The 18,915-nt window shown below is 38.0% G+C and carries 27 protein-coding genes; 11 read left to right on the top strand and 16 right to left on the bottom strand.

The features are described 5' to 3' along the window. Position 1: 1 nt before the first annotated feature. From AC1DEF_RS06970 to AC1DEF_RS06955, 4 genes are read right to left on the bottom strand one after another with little or no spacing between them, the layout of a single operon-like run. Positions 2-835, bottom strand: a complete 834-nt coding sequence (locus AC1DEF_RS06970; RefSeq protein WP_097823271.1) for an FAD binding domain-containing protein — start codon at positions 833-835, stop codon at positions 2-4. Then, the gene (locus tag AC1DEF_RS06965) at positions 822-3,152 is read right to left on the bottom strand and encodes a xanthine dehydrogenase family protein molybdopterin-binding subunit (protein WP_176521213.1); all 2,331 of its coding nucleotides are present in this window, start codon (positions 3,150-3,152) and stop codon (positions 822-824) included. Before AC1DEF_RS06965 ends, AC1DEF_RS06970 begins: the two co-directional genes overlap by 14 nt. Before the next feature lie 18 nt (positions 3,153-3,170). Continuing rightward, positions 3,171-3,815, bottom strand: a complete 645-nt coding sequence (locus tag AC1DEF_RS06960; RefSeq protein WP_097823269.1) for an NTP transferase domain-containing protein — start codon at positions 3,813-3,815, stop codon at positions 3,171-3,173. A 2-nt stretch (positions 3,816-3,817) separates the two neighbouring features. Then, positions 3,818-4,822, bottom strand: coding sequence for an XdhC family protein (locus AC1DEF_RS06955; RefSeq protein ID WP_097823268.1), 1,005 nt, complete (start codon positions 4,820-4,822; stop codon positions 3,818-3,820). Positions 4,823-5,006: 184 nt separating this feature from the next. On the opposite strand from AC1DEF_RS06955, the gene AC1DEF_RS06950 reads away from it, so the two are divergent. Both AC1DEF_RS06950 and AC1DEF_RS06945 read left to right on the top strand, forming a co-directional pair. Further along, positions 5,007-5,237, top strand: coding sequence for a hypothetical protein (locus AC1DEF_RS06950; protein ID WP_043982849.1), 231 nt, complete (start codon positions 5,007-5,009; stop codon positions 5,235-5,237). Positions 5,238-5,249: 12 nt separating this feature from the next. Beyond that, a complete protein-coding gene (locus tag AC1DEF_RS06945; protein WP_013057270.1) occupies positions 5,250-5,483 on the top strand; it encodes a hypothetical protein in 234 nt (77 codons plus the stop codon). Positions 5,484-5,613: 130 nt separating this feature from the next. Here the strand turns inward: AC1DEF_RS06945 and AC1DEF_RS06940 are convergent, their stop codons facing one another. Further along, entirely contained in the window at positions 5,614-5,853 is a 240-nt protein-coding gene (locus AC1DEF_RS06940) for a hypothetical protein (RefSeq protein WP_013057271.1), read from the bottom strand. Between the two features lie 70 nt (positions 5,854-5,923). Between AC1DEF_RS06940 and AC1DEF_RS06935 the strand changes: the two genes are divergently transcribed. The 5 genes from AC1DEF_RS06935 to AC1DEF_RS06915 all read left to right on the top strand — a co-directional run bounded on the left by AC1DEF_RS06935 (position 5,924) and on the right by AC1DEF_RS06915 (position 8,766). Next, complete coding sequence (locus AC1DEF_RS06935; protein ID WP_043982850.1) at positions 5,924-6,397, top strand: Hsp20/alpha crystallin family protein; 474 nt, start codon at positions 5,924-5,926, stop codon at positions 6,395-6,397. A 147-nt stretch (positions 6,398-6,544) separates the two neighbouring features. After that, positions 6,545-7,441, top strand: coding sequence for a hypothetical protein (locus tag AC1DEF_RS06930; RefSeq protein ID WP_097823267.1), 897 nt, complete (start codon positions 6,545-6,547; stop codon positions 7,439-7,441). A gap of 92 nt (positions 7,442-7,533) precedes the next feature. Further along, entirely contained in the window at positions 7,534-7,665 is a 132-nt protein-coding gene (locus AC1DEF_RS06925) for a hypothetical protein (protein WP_013057274.1), read from the top strand. Between the two features lie 76 nt (positions 7,666-7,741). Continuing rightward, entirely contained in the window at positions 7,742-8,296 is a 555-nt protein-coding gene (locus tag AC1DEF_RS06920; RefSeq protein ID WP_016764331.1) for a PadR family transcriptional regulator, read from the top strand. Further along, the gene (locus AC1DEF_RS06915) at positions 8,293-8,766 is read left to right on the top strand and encodes a DUF4188 domain-containing protein (protein ID WP_097823266.1); all 474 of its coding nucleotides are present in this window, start codon (positions 8,293-8,295) and stop codon (positions 8,764-8,766) included. The genes AC1DEF_RS06920 and AC1DEF_RS06915 overlap by 4 nt, the downstream gene beginning before the upstream one ends. Before the next feature lie 25 nt (positions 8,767-8,791). On the opposite strand, the gene AC1DEF_RS06910 is transcribed toward AC1DEF_RS06915, so the two are convergent. The 3 genes from AC1DEF_RS06910 to AC1DEF_RS06900 form a co-directional block, all read right to left on the bottom strand. Next, positions 8,792-9,487, bottom strand: a complete 696-nt coding sequence (locus AC1DEF_RS06910) for an SAM-dependent methyltransferase (protein WP_075421669.1) — start codon at positions 9,485-9,487, stop codon at positions 8,792-8,794. Between the two features lie 67 nt (positions 9,488-9,554). Further along, the gene (locus tag AC1DEF_RS06905; protein ID WP_016764334.1) at positions 9,555-9,896 is read right to left on the bottom strand and encodes a DUF3147 family protein; all 342 of its coding nucleotides are present in this window, start codon (positions 9,894-9,896) and stop codon (positions 9,555-9,557) included. Next, the gene (locus tag AC1DEF_RS06900; protein WP_043982857.1) at positions 9,889-10,296 is read right to left on the bottom strand and encodes a MarR family winged helix-turn-helix transcriptional regulator; all 408 of its coding nucleotides are present in this window, start codon (positions 10,294-10,296) and stop codon (positions 9,889-9,891) included. Before AC1DEF_RS06900 ends, AC1DEF_RS06905 begins: the two co-directional genes overlap by 8 nt. Positions 10,297-10,466: 170 nt before the next feature. Between AC1DEF_RS06900 and pssA the strand changes: the two genes are divergently transcribed. Continuing rightward, a complete protein-coding gene (gene pssA, locus AC1DEF_RS06895; protein WP_176521268.1) occupies positions 10,467-10,958 on the top strand; it encodes a CDP-diacylglycerol--serine O-phosphatidyltransferase in 492 nt (163 codons plus the stop codon). Positions 10,959-10,990: 32 nt separating this feature from the next. Here pssA and AC1DEF_RS06890 read toward each other — a convergent pair whose 3' ends face one another. Further along, entirely contained in the window at positions 10,991-11,218 is a 228-nt protein-coding gene (locus tag AC1DEF_RS06890) for a hypothetical protein (RefSeq protein ID WP_016764339.1), read from the bottom strand. A gap of 223 nt (positions 11,219-11,441) precedes the next feature. Between AC1DEF_RS06890 and AC1DEF_RS06885 the strand changes: the two genes are divergently transcribed. Together AC1DEF_RS06885 and AC1DEF_RS06880 are read left to right on the top strand one after the other, a co-directional pair. Then, positions 11,442-12,200, top strand: a complete 759-nt coding sequence (locus AC1DEF_RS06885) for a TrmB family transcriptional regulator (RefSeq protein ID WP_477727330.1) — start codon at positions 11,442-11,444, stop codon at positions 12,198-12,200. 104 nt (positions 12,201-12,304) lie between these two features. Then, entirely contained in the window at positions 12,305-13,474 is a 1,170-nt protein-coding gene (locus AC1DEF_RS06880; protein ID WP_097823265.1) for an MFS transporter, read from the top strand. Positions 13,475-13,517: 43 nt separating this feature from the next. Here AC1DEF_RS06880 and AC1DEF_RS06875 read toward each other — a convergent pair whose 3' ends face one another. The 6 genes from AC1DEF_RS06875 to AC1DEF_RS06850 form a co-directional block, all read right to left on the bottom strand. Then, positions 13,518-13,988 (bottom strand): 2-thiouracil desulfurase family protein, encoded by a 471-nt coding sequence (locus AC1DEF_RS06875; protein WP_097823264.1) that lies wholly within the window; start codon positions 13,986-13,988, stop codon positions 13,518-13,520. Positions 13,989-14,071: 83 nt separating this feature from the next. Further along, positions 14,072-14,512 (bottom strand): Asp23/Gls24 family envelope stress response protein, encoded by a 441-nt coding sequence (locus AC1DEF_RS06870; RefSeq protein WP_427076429.1) that lies wholly within the window; start codon positions 14,510-14,512, stop codon positions 14,072-14,074. 27 nt (positions 14,513-14,539) lie between these two features. Next, positions 14,540-14,749, bottom strand: a complete 210-nt coding sequence (locus tag AC1DEF_RS06865) for a DUF2273 domain-containing protein (RefSeq protein ID WP_016764344.1) — start codon at positions 14,747-14,749, stop codon at positions 14,540-14,542. 15 nt (positions 14,750-14,764) lie between these two features. Continuing rightward, positions 14,765-15,307, bottom strand: coding sequence for an alkaline shock response membrane anchor protein AmaP (amaP, locus tag AC1DEF_RS06860; protein WP_097823262.1), 543 nt, complete (start codon positions 15,305-15,307; stop codon positions 14,765-14,767). Positions 15,308-15,455: 148 nt separating this feature from the next. Further along, positions 15,456-16,286, bottom strand: coding sequence for a YihY/virulence factor BrkB family protein (locus AC1DEF_RS06855; RefSeq protein WP_014459853.1), 831 nt, complete (start codon positions 16,284-16,286; stop codon positions 15,456-15,458). A 282-nt stretch (positions 16,287-16,568) separates the two neighbouring features. Further along, positions 16,569-16,931 (bottom strand): YidH family protein, encoded by a 363-nt coding sequence (locus AC1DEF_RS06850; protein ID WP_043982866.1) that lies wholly within the window; start codon positions 16,929-16,931, stop codon positions 16,569-16,571. Positions 16,932-17,265: 334 nt separating this feature from the next. Here AC1DEF_RS06850 and AC1DEF_RS06845 point away from each other — a divergent pair, with 334 nt between their 5' ends. Continuing rightward, complete coding sequence (locus AC1DEF_RS06845; RefSeq protein ID WP_043983117.1) at positions 17,266-18,465, top strand: multidrug efflux MFS transporter; 1,200 nt, start codon at positions 17,266-17,268, stop codon at positions 18,463-18,465. A 33-nt stretch (positions 18,466-18,498) separates the two neighbouring features. Here the strand turns inward: AC1DEF_RS06845 and AC1DEF_RS06840 are convergent, their stop codons facing one another. Next, positions 18,499-18,798 carry a TIGR04104 family putative zinc finger protein gene (locus AC1DEF_RS06840; RefSeq protein WP_016764349.1) on the bottom strand — a complete coding sequence of 100 codons (300 nt, stop codon included), beginning with the start codon at positions 18,796-18,798 and terminating at the stop codon, positions 18,499-18,501. Between the last annotated feature and the right edge of the window lie 117 nt (positions 18,799-18,915).

The following is an 18,915-nucleotide window of genomic DNA, read 5'->3' as shown; positions in this document are numbered from 1 at the left end:
ATTACGTTCCTCCCAGCTCTTTGAAAATATCAATCAATAAATTTCCAATCACAAATTTGCGATATCGATCCGATCCTTCTCCATCATTTAAAATTGGAGCCGGTATATAATCAAGAGCAGTTTGAAGTCGATCTTCTAATGGAATGTCTTTCTGGTTTAGCACTTCTTCTACTTCAGCTGATCGAAAAGGAAACGAACATACTCCGCTGAAAGCTACTCGAATGTTTTCTTCTGTTTTTAAAGCTGCTACTGTAACTAGTGGATATCCTGTATCCCACTGCTGGCGCTCCTTTATACTCATATACGGGAGGTCAGCATACTTTGTTTCAACAAACACCTGAACAAGCAGCTCTCCTTTTTTCAGCTGCAAACGCCGCTGAAAAAGATCGTGAATCGAATGGAGCTTTATTCCACTGAGATCTGCCACTGCGAGTTGACTATCCGCTAGAAGGAGCGGCAATACGGCTTCTCGATAAAAGATATGCCCACAAATATTTCCTCCCAGCGTTATTTTATTTCGAGCCGTGTGATCAGCCACTTCGCTAGCAGACTTACTTAATAAAGGAAATAAGTTTTTCTCTTCCAGTTCAGTCAACGTTACACCTGCACCAAAAATCATCCAGTCTTCATCGGCTTCTGCTTTTTGAAACTCGGGTATATTTTTTATATCAATGACAGCATGGGTAACAAACAAACCCAACCTGCCCAATGTCAGAATTTCAGTGCCTCCAGCATAATAACGCGGCTGTTTGCCTTGATTCTCTAACTCTTGAAATAAGGCAACTGCTTCTGAAACGGTAGCAGGTTTGTGATATTCAAAGTCAAATGAAATCATCAGCATTCCCTTCTTTCATTCTCCAAATTAATTCTGGAATAAGCGGAAGGTGGTTTAATTCTGTTTCTGCTGCCACCGTTAAGCTGTTTCCTAAAGAAGCCGGCATACCAAGCAGCCCGTGTTCTCCCACTCCTCTAGCTCCGTAGGCCGCATCTAATTGAGGCGTATGAACAAAATCTACTACGTACTCCGGATGCTCTCCGTAGCGAAGAGGACGATATTTCCGAAGCTGAGGGTTTAAAATACGGCCATTTGAATCAAACCAAAATGTTTCTCTTCCGGCAAACGATAGGCCCATACTCATCGCTCCCATGACTTGCCCTCTTGCCATTTTCTCGTTTAACACGGTTCCTATGTCAATAACAGAGACTGCTTTTACAATACGATATCTATACGTTCTAGGGTTATATTCCACTTCAACTCCTTCAGCTGCTACCGTCCATTCAGGACCGGGACGCCCAGCTCCCGTTTCTTTATCCAAGTAGGTCATCCCTCTTAAAATATAATTGCCCCTCCCTATGATTTGCCCTCCAATTGCATTTCCGTTCGGATATTTATAACCATATACAATTTCTTTAAAGGCCAAGGAGGTTTCAGGCTCATCCCGTAAAAAAACTTTTTCATTTTTTATTTCGATATCTTCCTCAGAAGCTCGAAATATACAAGAAGCTATCTTTTTTAATTGGTTAATCACATCTTCAGCCGCTTCTAAAACCGCTCTTCCTGCCATAAAAGTGCCTCTGCTAGCCACCGTTTTCCAATGTTCAGGAGTCGTTTGAGTATCTACTTCCATTCGCACATGAATACGTTCCACGGGCATCTGCAATTTTTCAGCCAGTATTTGCGCGAGCACTGTTTTGGTCCCCGTGCCTAATTCAATAACGCCAGACATTAAATTCACGCTTCCATCAGGATTGAATGTGAGAATAACACCTGAACCTGCGTTTGTTTCAATAGTGGAGGTTTTCCAGACGCAGCTAATCCCTTTGGCAGTAATAAGGCCGTTTTCATGAACTATTCTCTGCCCTTCCTCCCATTTCATTAGCTGCTTCAAGCGACGAATACATTCCGGTAAGTTACCAACGCTGCTAGAAGTTAAACGTACTTGCGTAGGCGTAGTATCACCCGGCAGAATAGCGTTTTTTTCTCTAAACTCCAAAGGATCTATACCTGCTTTTTTAGCAAGGATGTCCATCGTGCGCTCAAACGCAAATAATAGTTCCGAATGGCTAAATCCTCGAAAAGGGGAAGCGTAAGGGTGATTTGTATATACACATAATGAATCACAAAAAATATGTTCAAGACGATAAGGTCCCGTACAGTCAGCTGCTGCTGCTTTACTCAAGTCCGTTCCTTTATCTGCGTAAGCACCGCTGTCGAACAAATAAAGAATGTCAGCAGCCTGCAAGAGTCCCTCTTTAGAACAACCTAGCTTGATTTTGGCATCTAGACCTACGTGAGCAGGCGAAGTAAGCATATCTTCTTCTCTTGTGTTCAATATTTTAACCAGCCTTCCACCCACAGCTTTTGAAGCTAGATAAGCAAGCAGCTCCAGCTGAACAGCTGCTTTTCCTCCATACCCTCCTCCTACTAGCGGTGTTTCAACGATCACTTTTCCCGCTTCAATTTCAAAGTACTCACTGATTAATTTTTTGACCATAAAAGGAGCTTGAGAAGAAGTGATAATTTTAACTAATCCATTTGGAAGGATTTCAGCAGCGGCGCTTCTTGTTTCCATTGCCGCGTGATCTGAAGGAGATAGAGAAAATGTTTCTTCGACTATTAACTCACTTTTTTGCCAACCTTCTTCTATATTGCCTTTTCGAATTTTAACTCTGTTTGCTACGTTGGTGCCGGGCTCTGGATACACCGTTTCATCATGCTTGTAGATGTGCATATGTTCATGCACTAAAGGAGAATCAGGCTCAATAGCGGCGCTAGGAGAATGTACGACAGGCAACGGCTCATATTGAATATGAACGGAGCTCGCCGCACGCTCAGCGAGTGCAGGAGTTTCTGCTACTACCAGGACTACGGCTTCTCCGTGATAACGCACTTTTTCAAATGCAAGCGGTCGCCGGTCACGAACTCCTTCCCCGGTTAACGGCAAGTGCTCACCCGTCACAACCGCGTGAACACCGGGAATAGCAATCGCCGCTTGGACGTCTATGGCTTGAATCCTTGCATGAGCGTAAGGGCTGACTACTATTTTGGCATGCAGGGAGCCTTTAAACATGTAATCATTTGTGTATCGAGCCGTACCCGTTAATTTTTCCAATGCATCTTTTCGAATCACGCTTTTTCCAATGATCTCCACTCTTTTGACCTCCATCAATCAAAACAGTCGACGTTTCTCTTTGTATATCTTTTTAATGCGTTCATATCCTTGTTTTGTATCAACATCCATAAAAAGGGAAGCGTCGGTCCATTCGTAAAATATTCCATTTTCAGGTCCGCTTTGTCTTATAATTTTTCTTGCCCCTTGATCTCCTTGCAGCTTATCCAAGCTTGAAAACATTTGTTTTGAAAATAAAACCGGTGCTCTGGAAATTCCTTGATAAAAAGATGAAATAAATGGAACAGAAAAATATTTTTCAAAAAGAGAAACAAATGTATCTATCAGCACGATGCTTATAAGAGGCTGATCTGCCAACAGCACAATAATAGCATCAGCGTTTAATTCTTTTGCTTTTTTTAATCCGCATTTTAAAGACGCAGACTGATCTTTTAAGGCGCTACTACAAGAAGTATGACTCCACTTCTGCTGATATGCTTCTGAAAAAAGAATAGGGTCAATCCACTCAAGATGATCTCCTTTCTTAGTTACTACTATCGTATGATTTACTTTTGAAGAAACAGCTTTTCGTAAAGCTTTACTTCCCAAACATCCATTCCCTAAAGGCAGCAGCAGTTTATTTCTGCCCATCCTTTTACTAGCTCCTGCGGCAAGATAAACAGCAACAATATTTAACCCGGACATTTTCATCCCTTTTTTTCATCATACATTCGGAGGTTTTGAATTAGTTCAGCAAGAATACTAACGGCAATTTCCTGCGGTCCTACCGCTCCTATAGAAAGTCCTACCGGCGAATGAATGCGTGAAGAAATATCAGTATTCAATAATCGAAGTGTTCGCTTTTTAGATCCTAAAACTCCTATATACTTCACAGGGTTTGATTTTAATATCGAGAGAATTTCTTGATCGCGATAAAAATTATGCGTCATGATCACAACAAAATCATCGCTTTGTATGGACAGCTGTTCGTCTACTTCCTCTGGAAATCCAATATGTATTTCCTCTGCTAGCGGAAAATGTTCCTTATTACATAAAGCCGGTCTCCAGTCGCATAAGGTAACAGAAAACCCCGTATTGGCAGCAAGTGATACTAAGTATTTTGCATCGGCACCTGCTCCCCAGATAACTAGACGAGGCTTTGGTTTATATAGATGAGCATATGTGAGCAGGGAGCAATTTGAAAGTTGAATACCGCTCTTTCCCCCATTCCAATCATCTGTTGCAAAAGATGATGTGTCGCTATTTCCACCAAATATTTCGCCCGTCTTTTCTACATAAAAAGAGGTTGTTTGAATAAAGTTTTTTTCTAATTTTTTAATATGCAAAACAGGATTTCGGTTATCTAAATGACGTTTTACCCGCAAAAGATTTTGCTTCATCCTCGCAGTTACAGGTTCTAGGAGAATATAGAGAATTCCATTGCAGCCTGCTCCTTGTCCCCATCCTGCATCACCTTCTTCTTTTAAATTGTACGTAACGGTTAATACGTGCTCAGTGTCGAACAACTCTTTTACGCGCTCAGCAATATCTGCTTCTACACAACCAGCGCTTAACATCCCAATGTTCTCTCCATTTTCTTGAAACAGCATGGACGCTCCTTCTTTTAAATATGAGGATCCTTCTACATGAACAATCGTTGCCAACACACTTTTTACTGTTGATGTGTTTACAGCATGTAAAATATCGTGCATTTTTATTATTCCCTCCTTTTCCTGTCGAGGTTTTAAAATCTTTTCACGTTTTACACAGAACTACAATACGCTACAGTAGACCACTTCTACTCTCTGAATGAATCCATGTATTATTCATATTTTCAAAGAAGCTACAATAAGCTTTTAAAGACTTAGAAGAACTGTCGTTTGAAAGGAGAATAATATGCTATTCGACTCAACAAAAATCAACCTAGGAAAATTGAACGTTCGCAGTGCTGATCAAGCAAGCAGTATTTCTATTGGAAATACGTCAAAAGTTACAAGATATGTTACAGCAAAGAAAAATCAGGCCTTCGGACAGCAGCACGCTGATCAATGTTTTACAGCGGGATCTGCTTACAAAACTGTAGATAATGATTATGTAGATGCATTTGCAACAAAAAATGATAAATAAGGAGGAAACCATATGATTTTTTCGCCTATGGTCATTAACTTACAAGCCTTCAAAGTGAACGTTTTGGATAATTCATCCGTTTTAAGCATAGGACCTAATCAGCAGCTTGATGTGTTCGTATCTTATAAACGTAATCAAGGTCTGGGAGAATCAAACGGAGATTTTTCTCCGAACGTAACTCCGTTCTCATGGATTATAGACTCAGATGTAAATGATTCAAACTCAGTTAAAAATAGCGTAATTTAATTTTTTCATCTCCTCTACCTCTACTGCGCACAACTAGCAGCATATCTTCATCTATTCGTCTATTAGCATTCAATCGGAAGCCTAATAAATATAACCTGCAGCTGAACTGGCTATATTTATTAGGCTTTTTCTATGAAATGGGCACTTTTTGAAAAGATGATGGGCTGTCAATTTGATCTCGATCATCGACACAGCTTCTCGTTCCTATAAAGCCGCTATCATCACCAAAATTTTGCCCAAATCCCTGTGTTTTTTTATCTGAATTATTCCAGTCTGCTAGTAAATTCTGTCCGATATTTACTGCAGACGCATTTTCAAAGGAATTTATCTTTAGCATTAAAATATTAATATTTATAGATGCACCTGCCATTTAAACCACCCCCTTTTCAAACTATATTCAAATTCCATCTTTTTATGATGTGTGGTAAGGAGGAAACCATATGGACTTTGATAAACTTATGCAGTGGATGGAATTTGCTAAAAAATATCAAACAAATGACTTTTGGAACGGTGTTTTTGATCAAACTGCTTTTAACGAATTTATGAAAGAAAATATGGATATGAATGCTCCTGATTCATATCAGGCACCTCAGGCTTCTAAAAGTACTTTTCCACCTGTTGACATTTACGTTACCCCACATGAAATCATTATTATCGCTGACTTGCCCGGCTATCTAAAAGAAAATTTGCACGTGTCTGTTTCAGGCAGCCGGCTTTTGTTAAAAGGCTCACCGCACCCTCTCATCACAGGACAGCCGGTTGTACAAGAACGACCTTCTGGAGACTTTAACCGAATTATTGAATTGCCAGAGCCTACGGATGCGCATCATCTGCGTGCGAAATTTGAAAATGGACTGCTTATTCTTTCTTATCACAGGCAGTTTTTCCAAGAAGAACGTATTCACATTGAATAAGGCTTAGTAGTTTTATGAATGAAATTCAATAGTTCACATAAGCATTTATAAACGCAAAGAATTTAACGTGAATTTCCAAACTGGACCAATATATATTTATCTAACTGTTATTACATCGGAAATAAGCCCAAGATGAGGAGAAGCGAAATGTCTATGAAAGGATTTTTTAACCCCAAACAGACTAACCAACAGCTTCATACTGAGCTAGCGGACTTCAAACATCAAATCAAGCGCATTAACACGCTTGAAGTTCACATGAACCGTTTTTTAAAACTCGAACCGCAAATTGGTTCTCTCATAATGCTCAAAAAAAAGCTGGAGGCTCAGCCCTCGCACTCCAATGCTTCTTCACCTTCACAAAGAAGCACTCATAAAAATGCTGAACAAGCATATGCAAAAGATAAGAAAGAGATTGCTAACCAGCTTCAATTTTTAAAGGAAAAAGTAGCGCAATTGGAACAAGTGATCTCCATGCAACCCCCTCGCGATAAAAAGATAGACGCTGTACCTTATATGGATATAACTCGGTTAGTAGAACAATCTGTAGAAAAACAAATGGCTCCTTATATCGAAAAAATGACCGAACTAGATAACAGAGTTTCAGCATTAGAACGCAGCATGTCGCTTTTAACTGAAGTACAGGTGGACATGCTAAAACGAACGTCTTCCCTTCAAGAAGAAGTGAAATTGATTCACCAAAAAGGCACACTTTTAGAAAATGCTCCTCCGCCTATTCATATTGATAAATTTTTTCTTGATAAATACGAACAAAACAACAATATTGGCCAAGTGGGCATTAAAGAACTCGGCGGTACTTTAAATATCGGAGCTACATACGGAAGCGGAGCTATACCAAAGGATTTCACGGACCAAATCCAAAAAGACATGGAAGAGTTAAAAAACGCTAAATCCGATATTTCTTCTGGTAAAACGAAGCCTGCACAAGAGGAAAAAGAGAATTCTTCTTCCTCTTTCGAAAAAGAAGACACGTATACGGAAGTTCCTATTTTTGATGAAGATGATCCAAAGGAAGAGTCAGTCTAAAAAAGTCATAAAATTATATGTAGTTATGACTAGAATTTTTGCAAGCTATTCTTTACACTATAGGTAATAACTTCAAAAAAGGAGATATGCTGATGCCAAAGCTTTTATGGAGAATAGGTGCTGTCATGTTGCTAATGTGTGGAGGCTTTATCTTTTTATTTATTGCTGCTTCGCAAATGATGGTTCAGCAATACAAACCTTTTTTTAGACGCGAGAGTGCATAACTCTCGCGTTTTTTTATTGAATGTTATCCTGTTTATGGTAATATATATATCAAAAAGATATAGGTGAGGAAAATAAATGAAGGAAAATCAAACAACATATGCAATTTTAGGACTGCTTACCACGGAATGCAGAACTGGTTATGAAATTAAGCAGTTAATGGATCGAAGTTTAAATCATTTTTGGAAAATCAGTTATGGCCAAATTTATCCCACTTTACAAAAGCTTGTGAATAATGAACTAGCAACGGTCAATTCCGTTGCTCAAACTGATAAACCAGATAAAAAAGAGTATGTCATAACAACTAAAGGAAAAGAAGTTCTGCAAGATTGGCTGCGTGAACCTATTAAGCAGCTCCCTTCCGAAAGAAATGAAATTTTGTTAAAACTCTTTTTTAGTAGTCAGCAAGAAAAGCAGCTCACAATTTCCCAGTTAAAAAACGCTCAGCAGAAACTAACTGAACGTTATCACATGTATTGCGGAATCGAAGACAGCATTTCTAACAGCCCTTCTCCCGACAGAACGTATTGGCTTATTACCCTAGACTACGGTAAACGAACAACGTGTGCTTCGATAGAATGGTGCAAAGATACGATTAATAAATTATATGATGAGGAGGCGCATAATTTATGATTCATTCCAATCGTGTGATGGCTAAGCCCGGTCAGGAGTTGGTCGTCTTTGTTATAGGAATGCGCATTAATAAATGGACAGCCGTACACAAATGGTTCCCTGTATTTAAAGCAATGCCTCCTATGATTCGCGAATTGTATACAAACAAAAAACTTGGCTTTTTATCTTTGCAAGGATCTTTTAATTTAAGAACCATCACGCTGATTCAATATTGGGAGTCAGTTGATCAATTGACCTCCTATGCAAAAGGTCCTCAGCACTTAAAAGCTTGGAATTCTTTTTATAAACAGGCTTCAAAAACGAATGCAGTGGGCATTTATCATGAAACGTACGTCATTTCTGCAGGAAATTATGAATCAGTATACGTGAATATGCCTTTGTTCGGTTTAGCTAAAGCGCTTGGATCTGAAACCATAACGAAACATACTCAAACTGCCAAAAAACGTTTGAATGTTAAAAAGCCGCTTTAACTAAAAGCGGCTTTCGTTATATTTGTTATACATATATTTTCAGCATTTGATTGGCACCTTTTTGAAATTCGTACGGGACGTCTGCTATTTCTGTTCCCTTTACTAGAGGCGCAATCTCTTCTAACAGCTGCGGCAAATAGGTAGAAATCTTGCCGCTCAAATTCGTTAAAGGAAATAAACGTACTTCCTCTTTTGTAACGCGTATCAGTTCTTTTAAAGCTTCTAAATGAAACGTATAATCTAACCGGTCGCTGTACATAAATAAAAAGTTTGCACAAAGCGTTAAATCAAACTCGTTCTTTTGAAACGGCAAATTAGGAAGTGCTCCGTACTGATAGGCTTCGGGATTCTTTTTCATATGAGCAATACAATCTTTTAATGCTCTTTTTCGATGTTCAGTTAAATCATCAATAGACGAAAAATACTTCCACACATACTGTTCTTGTACGTGCTGCATTTGATTCATCGTATGAATTAAATCCAGGCTTCCTTTCTTTTCAAGCTCTTCTGCCGTAAATTTATAGGCAATATCACAGCTAGTAGCCTCCGTACCTTGCTGCAAGGCATGAGCAGTAAAAGAACAGGCCCCGCTAGCACAGTCTAACACTTTTTTTCCTTTTAAATACTTTTCATTCAAATTAAACATAGCTCTATACTCTTCAAACGTTCTGCCGATAAAAACAACTCGGTCAATTCCTAACTTTTTCTCTGCTAAACTCAACTCTACTCAGCTCCTATCTTTTACTTAGACTTTCATTTTACAGAAAATTGGATTAAATTCCAATAGTTTATGTAGTAATTAGTTTAACCACTATCTTTTGAAGGCCTAAAAACAGGCTCCAACACATAACTCCTATTGATAAACTCATAAACAAATGAAGAGAGTTTTTTAAGCAAATATAGACGACAGCAAGTAGTAAAATAGTGCCTGGCAGTCCATAAAGAACGCCTAGTGTAAACTGACTGACCACTTCCTTTTTTTCTCCTTGCACTGATAACCATATAATACTTAGTAAGCTCACAATTGGAAGGGCAGCCACAATTCCACCGTATGTCGGAAATCTTTTGGCCATTTCTGTTACCCCTGCAATAATAAGAGCCGACATTAAAATTTTGATGATACTATACATGTTTTGCACGCTCACTCAATAACTGAAAAGCCTGTTGAATCAGCTGTTTTTCAGATGCTGTCATTTCGCGTAAAATAGCTGATACTTTTTCTTCATCCAAGCTTGAATTCCGTTTTAATAGGTCTTTTCCTGCTTCTGTTAAATGCAGAATTACTTTTCTTTCATCATGTATATCTCTATTTTTATATACATACCCTTTATCCATACTTCTCTTTACGTGTTCAGATGCCGTATTATGCGAAACGTGTAAATAATCCGCAATTTCTTTTATTCCAACCGAAGATGATTTATCTATATGCTGTAAAAGACGTATTGTTTGGTGTGTAATTTTCTCTTGATGCGTATAGTGCAAATGATAATAAATAGACGTCCAATAACTGTTTAACTCTTCTACTTTCATGATCCTGCTCCTTTATATCGTATTTTTAGTTATTATCGTATTATACGATATATATTACAGGAACAACAGCCAGGTTTCAATACTACCTTCTTTTTATCTGACATCTCACATAATAATACGATTTAACAGTTACACTAATCGTACACACTGTGAAAGGCGGTTGTATGACATTGATTCTTCGACTGTTAAAATGGGTTCCGAATCTCTTTACGATTGGAAATTTGCTAAGCGGCGTATTTTCCATAGCTTTTAATATGAATAGCTACGAACGCTTAGCTGCTCTTTTTATTTTTCTAGCCGCTTTTTTCGATTTATTTGACGGCAAAATTGCGAGAAAGCTGAAAGTTAACAGTGAGTTTGGTGTAGAGCTAGATTCTTTGGCTGATATTATAAGCTTTGGCGTAGCGCCTGCAATGCTATTTCATACTCTTTCTCCCCACTCTTGGCTAACCGTACTCGCTTTTATGATTTATCCAAGCATGGGCGCATTAAGATTAGCTAAATTTAGTGCAAATCCAACCATGGGTTATTTTATAGGGCTTCCTATTCCTTTTCCCGCTCTAATTATCGCCCTGCTTGGCATGTTTTATTACGTAAACCCTTACCTTATGATTATTTTAGCTATTTTGATGGTTAGCCCTATTCGAGTGATGAAAATTTAGATGCAATAAAAGACAGACAAAATGCCTGTCTTTTATAGTGCTGTCCATTCTTCGCACAGCATTTTATGCTTGAATTTCAGCTCATGTTCTCTTTTTTCAAGCTGAGCTTGTAAAGAGAGCCACTCGCTATTATCAGGTGCTGAGCATAATTTTTCTTCAAGGGACAGTAAGGAATCCAGTACGTCTTCAAGCTGAGCAGCCACTTCTCTTTGCTGTTTTATGTTCATTTTTTTCAACAGTAGTTTTTCATTTTTCTTCATTTTTTTCACCTCTTTCTTTTCTTTACCCAATGTTGAGTGTTTTAGTATAGAAAGTATATGGTTAAAAATATTTCTACTGTAATAAAGATTCTTTAATAGCTTATTTTATTTCTAATTGTTATTTAGAACATAGTTTAATAAGATTATCATATCTGATACAATTAGTAATACTTTTACAAACCGTGATATACTTAAAAAAAGAAAGGATGATGAATAGAAAATTATGCTGCAAAAATTTGGTTTTTCTCAGTATGAAAGTCAAGTATATGAAGCGCTGCTTGCGAATGATGGCCCGCTGGATGCTAGTTCAATTGTTACGTATTCGCATGTTCCAAAAGCAAAAATTTATGAAGTGCTTAATCGTTTAATTGATAAAGGTATTGTAGTAAATACATTGTCCGGGAAAAAGAAACTTTACTCAGCGGTAGCCCTTCAAACCGTCATTCAAAAACTTACTGCTGATTTTGAAAATGACATTAATGAACTAAAAACATATAAAATTAAAAAAACGTTTACAGATGATCATGTTTGGAGTTTAAAAGATAAATCCTCTATTTCTGCTCACATTGAACAATTGATTGACGAAGCGGAATCTTCTATTATTTTATCCGCATGGAATGATGAGTTAGAACATTACCGCTCATTGCTAGAAGAAAAAGAGAAACAAGGCGTAAACGTCGAGGTCTTAACCATAGGGAACTTGCAGACTGCCCTCAAACATTTACATACATTAAATCCAATAGATGATCATAAAAACCTTGAGCCGTCGCAGTTGATTATTGTTGACGATGCTTACCTTTTATTTGCCGGCATTGAACATGCGACATGGAAAGCAATAAAAACCATGTCGCAGCCGCTTGTAAAAGTTTTTGCTGATTTCTTTTATCATGACGTCGCACTTACCCATATTACAAAGAAATATCAAGAGCAGCTTCTTCAAGATTCTGAGATCATGGAGCTGCTTACTCGACTGCGATATTAAAAAGGTTACTAATTCATTAGTAACCTTTTTAATATTACCTATTGAAATCCTTTCTAAAAAAGGTTACTATTCTAGTTGTAACTTTTTAAAGAGGGGGTTTTTTGATGAATAAAAAAGTTTACATACTTGCGATTGCTTCCTTTGTTGTTGGAACGGTCGAATTAATTCTAGGAGGCATCTTAGACTTAATTGCCGATGCATTTCATGTATCATTAGCAAAAGCAGGTTATTTAATCTCTATTTATTCATTTGTTTATGCCTTGTCTGCGCCGATTTTACTAAATGTGACGGCTAAGATAGAGCGTAAAAAAGTTTATATGTGGACATTATTTATTTTCTTATTGAGCAATGTATTTTCAGCCTACAGTTCGGGCTATTATATGCTACTGATTGGACGTATTCTTGCTGCTGCGAGCGGTTCTTTTATCATTGTATTATCTACCACGATGGCTTCTAGAATGGTAAAACCTGAATACCAAGGCAGAGCAATTGGCATCGTATTTATGGGAATAAGCGGCTCACTTGTTTTAGGCATTCCTCTTGGTATTTTGATTGGAAATGCGCTTGGCTGGCGTCAAGTATTTGTTATGATTGCAATTTTGACTGCGATTATTATGATTACCGTTTGGTTTACAATGGAGCGTCTAGCTCCTGCTCCAATTGTACCGTTAAAAACTCAGGTAAAAGCTTTACGCAATAAAAAAATGCTCGCTATTCACCTAGCAACATTATTTGTACTTGCGGGCCATTTAACGCTTTATGCTTACTTCACGCCATTTTTACAGGAGACGCTAGGATTAAATACAACGATGGTGACTATTATTTATGGTATTTTTGGTCTTGCTGCCGTGGCAGGAGGAGGACTTGGAGGAGCTGTTTCTGATAAATGGAATCCTTCTTCATCTGTTATCACCATGATTGCTCTCTTTTTTGTTAGCATGATTGCTATGCCTTTTGGCGTTCATTTACCATTTGTTGTGTTCTTGCTTCTTATGATCATTTGGAGTGCGCTCAGCTGGGCGGTCTCACCAGCTCAAAGCAATTTAATTATTCATAGTGCACGCGAGACGTCGGACATTTTAATCAGCACCAATGCAGCGATTTCACACGTAGGAATTGCGATCGGCTCCTATGTTGGAGGAATTGTCGTTAATCAATACTCTGTTATTTATAACGGCTGGGTCGGGTCTATTTTTGTTTTGTTTGGTCTTTTCTGCTCTCTTTATGCGGTAACACGAACAGAAAGCACAGCAGATACGCTTCATAGTAAATAGGCTTTTATAAAAAAGCGTACACATATGGTGTACGCTTTTTTGATTATGATGGGTCTCTATGCATTTCAGCTGCAAATTGAGCTTCGGACATAACGATAAAACCATGCTTTCTTAGCAACGCAGTCGTTACCCCTTCACCTGCTATTTTAACGTTTGAAAATGCCCCGTTATATATATGTTCACTTCCACATGAAGGGCTGTTTTCTTTTAGTACAATAACAGTAGCTTTTATTTCTTTTGCGATGCTCAGTGCCTTATAGGCCCCGTCTATGTATATGTCTGTGACGTCTTTTCCCGATCGTTCAATAACTCGCGCATTTCCGTTTATTACGTCTATTCCCGTTCCTTTTATAATTTCTGCCGGTTCTCTAGGCGTGTGAAATCCACCTAACAGTTCCGGACACATCATTACCGCTTCTTTATTTTCAACGAGCGCTTTCATTTCCTTAACTAAGGCACTGCTTCCATTATATCTGCATCCTTGACCTGCTAAGCAGGAACTAACCAAAATCACAGAATTCTCCCTCCCATAAAAAAACACTTCTCATTCATCATACAAAGAATATATGATGAATGGAAGTGTTTACCTTTTATATTTTATTCAAGATCACGCTTGGACTCCTGCTCTTTGTCTCGATCCGTTTTCGCTTCAAATTCAGAGCGAGTCATTACGTCCTCTACATGCATATTTACTTCTACTACTTCTAATCCCGTCATCTCGTGAACTGATTTTTTTACGTTATTAACAGTTTCAGAGAAAATGGCTGGAACATTTTTTCCGTATTCGACAATTACTTTTAAATCAAGGGCAACTTGCTTTTCTCCTACTTCAGCGTTAATCCCTTTTGTGATATCTTCAGTGCTGCGGAAGCGATCTGTTAACCCGCTCATAAATCCCCCGCTCATTGATAAAATCCCTTTAATTTCATTAGCTGCAATTCCAGCAATTTTTTTAATGACTTGATCTTCAAATGTTAATGTATTTTGATGTGTATTTTCCTGAGATTTTACTGCTGTATTTGTTTCATTAAGTGCCATAACTAACATCTCCCTTAAAGTGATTTTCTATCTTCCTTTAGTAAAGAATCCTACCCAAGCATTTATATCTAAATGACCGTCTCGCCACTTCCCAATTACATAACCAATTCCCATAAAAGCTACAATTAGCAGCGTGGGACCAAAACCAATTGTTAATAGCAAAATTGCCAACACTAAACCTGCCAGAATACCAAGTACTCGGCCACGGTACGGAATCAATTTATCTGGAGTACTCATTATGTCCCTCCTTCATCACACAACACGCTCTTTCTTTCGTGTTTGTGTATCTGTTAAGTCAACACGGACGGAGTGAACGGGAAGCTCCAGTAAGGCCTCCACGGCGCGTTTTGTTTCAAGCTGCATTTCTTTTCCTAGTGTTGGTAGTCCATCTCGTCCAAACAACGAACAGTTGATATACAGACTAACTTTTTCTTTGCGAGAATGAATAGATGCCTGGACTTCAGGAGAGCGTATTCCCTGAAAGCTTCTAATTGCTCGTAAAGCTGTAGATTCGATCGTTGCTTTAGAAATTGTTATTTTGCCTTCACCAGTTACAATTGCTAAATTCTTTTTAGGCGGTCTGCTAAATATGCCTGTTAAAAGAAAAATAATAAAAATAACTGCTAAAAATGCGCTTATTGATAAAATTGTGTAGTAAAACCACTCCTGATGCCGCCACTTTTCTAACCAGTTTGAAAGGTGAGGAACCCTATAAACCATCAGTGCTAACATACTGGAACAAATCAGTCCTGCAATTCCAATAATTGCGATTAAAAACCGATTAAAATTATTCAATTTTCCACCTCATCTCAACGTGAGCTCCTACTGCTTTTTTGTTGTGTGTAAAGGGAAGGCAACGAGATATTCAATAGTTACCCGCAATATTTTTTTGATAAACTTTCTAATTGTAAAACTGAATATAAAAAAAAACGACTAGGTTTCCCTAGTCATTTTCCGCGTCTCTATACGTTGTCTTGTGAGCTTTGATGAACTTATTACCATTTATTAAACCGCCAATTAATAAAATAGCGGCCGTTAAATAAAACCAGACCATTAAAATAATAATACTTCCAAGCTGACCATAGATTTGCGAGTAGCTTCCAAACTGGACATAGTATCCAAATCCGGTAGATACAACTTGCCATCCTAGCGTGGAGAAAACAGCTCCTGGAAGTACATCTTTCCACGTTACTCTTGCGCTTGGCATCAGTTTGTAAAAAAGAATAAAAAAGCCTAATAAAAATAATGTCCCAATTCCCCATCTAATTGTCGTCCAGCTTTGAAACCATATGTCAGGAACATGGACTTTTGTTAGTACCAGATGTCGAATGACCTCTTCAATAATTGGGACAAATAATGAAATAGCTACCACAACCATAAAACCAAAAGTTAAAATTAAATCATTGATTAAACCGCGCAAAAACGTTTGTTTTCTTTGAATATGATACGCGTCATTTAACGAGCGAACCAAAGATTGTATAGCCATAGATGCGAGCCAAAAAGTCGCCAATAAACTAAAAGATAAAACCTTTTTCCCGCTATTGTTAACTGTTTCAATTGACCGTTCAATTACGTCATAGGCGCTTTTAGGCGTAAATGGTTCAATAAATACCAGCAAATTGTTTGTATCAATTGGAAAGAAACTCAGCAGAGAAAAAAGAAAGATAATAAACGGTACAAAAGATAACAAAAAATAGTAGGCTGTTTGAGCAGCCTGATCAAAGAAACGCTCCGTAAAAAAACGAGCGGCAACGGTCTTAGATGTTTGAATCATAACAGCGTTCTCCTTTACTTTCGCTTCACTCTGTAGTGAAATTCATATTCAATTTTTATGTTCAACATGTATTGGATAAGTTTCGGCTTATAAAGCTTTCCTTTTCCATTATCCACGGTTGACAAAGAATTTAACCTGTAAAATTATACAGCCGGTTCATAAAGAAGATATTATTATAATTACATCTGCCATTACCACCATATTAATAGATCTTCTTTTCCTTTCATAAAACCATAAATTCTTTGGGACTGCTTTCCCTTTTTTTTTACTTCTTAAACTTTTTTACGCTATGTTAAAAAAGTAAAACATAAGAGCACCGATCAGCATCAGCATAATCATTAAAACAAAAATAACCAAAGCGTGAGAAGATTGATACGTTTGGCTGTTAATTTTTTTGCGGGTTGAAAAATAATGATAGGTTGAGAAGAGAAGCAAACCTGCACTTGCAGCTAAAGAAAAGATAATAACAGCAATAATAAGAGTATCGGCTGCTTCACTTAATGTTTTTCCGGAATTGAAATGTAGGCCGCCTGCAACAAAGCCAATGCCGAGTGTGGCAATAGACGTTCGAATCCACGCTAAATACGTTCGTTCATTTGCCAAATGCTGCTGAATATAAATGGATTCATTTTCTTTTTTAGTCATTTACATACCACCGTCCTTTTATATGTCTTCTATTATAAATAAATGCTCAAACGAAAATAAATTGAGGACGCTTCACGCCACATTATACCCGAAAAGAACGAATTATTACCATCTTCAAGCGGCTAAAAAACCCTAACGTAAAACTGTACCCCTTTCTATTTTCACTTCACGTTAATAGTTCACTAAGTGAATCATTTTATTTTTAAATATTTCTGATATATGGTATAATTTAAACTGATAAAAAGATGCTGCATGTATGCTAAAAGAGCAGGCCGTATGGTTTCGCTCTTTTGTTGTTTTCACGCCATGCGGCACAACGAAAGAAGGAAATAGAATGGAATTATGGAAACGAAACTTGTACATTTGCTGGTTCGGTTCTTTTTGCACCACAGCCGGGATGAGTTTAGTTATTCCGTTTTTACCGCTTTATATTGAAAAGCTGGGGGTTCACGATACAAGCTCCATCAGCAGATGGGCTGGTATTGCCTTTGGATCTACCTTTTTAATGGCGGCTATTGTTTCTCCTTTATGGGGGAGTTTGGCCGATAAATATGGGCGAAAGCTTATGCTCCTTCGCGCAAGCTTGGGTATGGCAGTTGTTATGACTTCCATTGGTTTTGTGCAAAATGTCTATCAGCTTGTCGGACTGCGCTTTTTAATGGGGGCCGTTTCCGGCTTCATCTCTGCAGCCATTACGTTAGTAGCGACTCAAACACCTAAAGAGCACAGCGGTAAAGCATTAGGTACGTTGTCTACAGGGGCTGTATCAGGATCTTTATTAGGACCGCTAGTAGGCGGCTACTTAGGAGATACAATCGGGCTACGCCACGTCTTTTTCGTGACGGGTGCATTTATGTTTTTGTCTTTTTTAATTGTAAATTTAATTCAAGAAGACAAAAAAGAGACGGCGAAAACGACGAAAGAATCTAACATTGGGTTACTGTCTCTTAAAAATTCAAAGGCCGTGATTGGTGTATTTGTTACAACTTTTTTACTGCAGCTTGCAGTTATGGCTATTCAGCCAATCGTTACACTGTATGTAAAACAACTGTCTACTCATACCGATCACCTTGCCCTTATTTCAGGCTTTGTCGTAGCGGCAACAGGAATTTCAAATATTTTAGCTGCATCAAAACTTGGCAAAGTCAGCGATCGCGTTGGTCCTCAAAATGTGCTTCAAATATGCCTGCTTATCGTAGCGGTGATTTGCGGCTTACAGGCCTTTGTGCATAGTACTTGGCAGCTATTCTTACTTCGTTTTTTACTCGGTTTTGCAATGGGAGGATTATTACCTTCTATTAATTCTTATTTAAAGAAAATTGTACCGGACTCGATTACAGGCAAAATGTTTGGCTATAATCAAACAGCGCAATATTTTGGGAATTTAGCTGGTCCAGTCATTGGCGGACAAATTGCCGGAGCTAAAGGAATTCCTTACGTATTCTTAACAACCAGTGTTCTTCTACTATTGAATGCTGGGTGGGTGTATTATCAGCGCCATCACGGAGAACAGCTAGACGGTAAAGCCGCATAAAAAAACCTTCCGTTTTAACGGAAGGTTTTTCTATTACCACAAGGGTTCTTCTTCGCTGCTTACTTCATAAGAAAGTGGCATCATAACAACCGCTGCTATGAAGAAAATAAGCTCCGCGACAACAATGGATGGAAAGGAAAAGTCAAATAGTGAGAGAATAAGCCAAATAATAAGGGGTGCAAATGAGTAGATTGATAATCGCTTTTGGGATTTTGCAGAGATATACTGTTGTTTGTCACAGTGTGGGCATTCTAAAACGTTTCTAAATGTTAACAGTTGTTTAAAGGTTGTCCTCCAGTTCCATTTATGATTACAATTTTGACAGGTGGCCATGGGCATCACGCTCCTAAAAAGATTTATGTACATATAAAGTATACGTACAAGTTGGTATAGAGTTTCATTTTTATGATTAAAAACGTTTTTACTATTATAACATAAAACAAAATAAAA

The organism is Priestia sp. 10L35, assembly GCF_056395685.1.
This window is presented reverse-complemented; position numbering and strand designations above follow the sequence as displayed.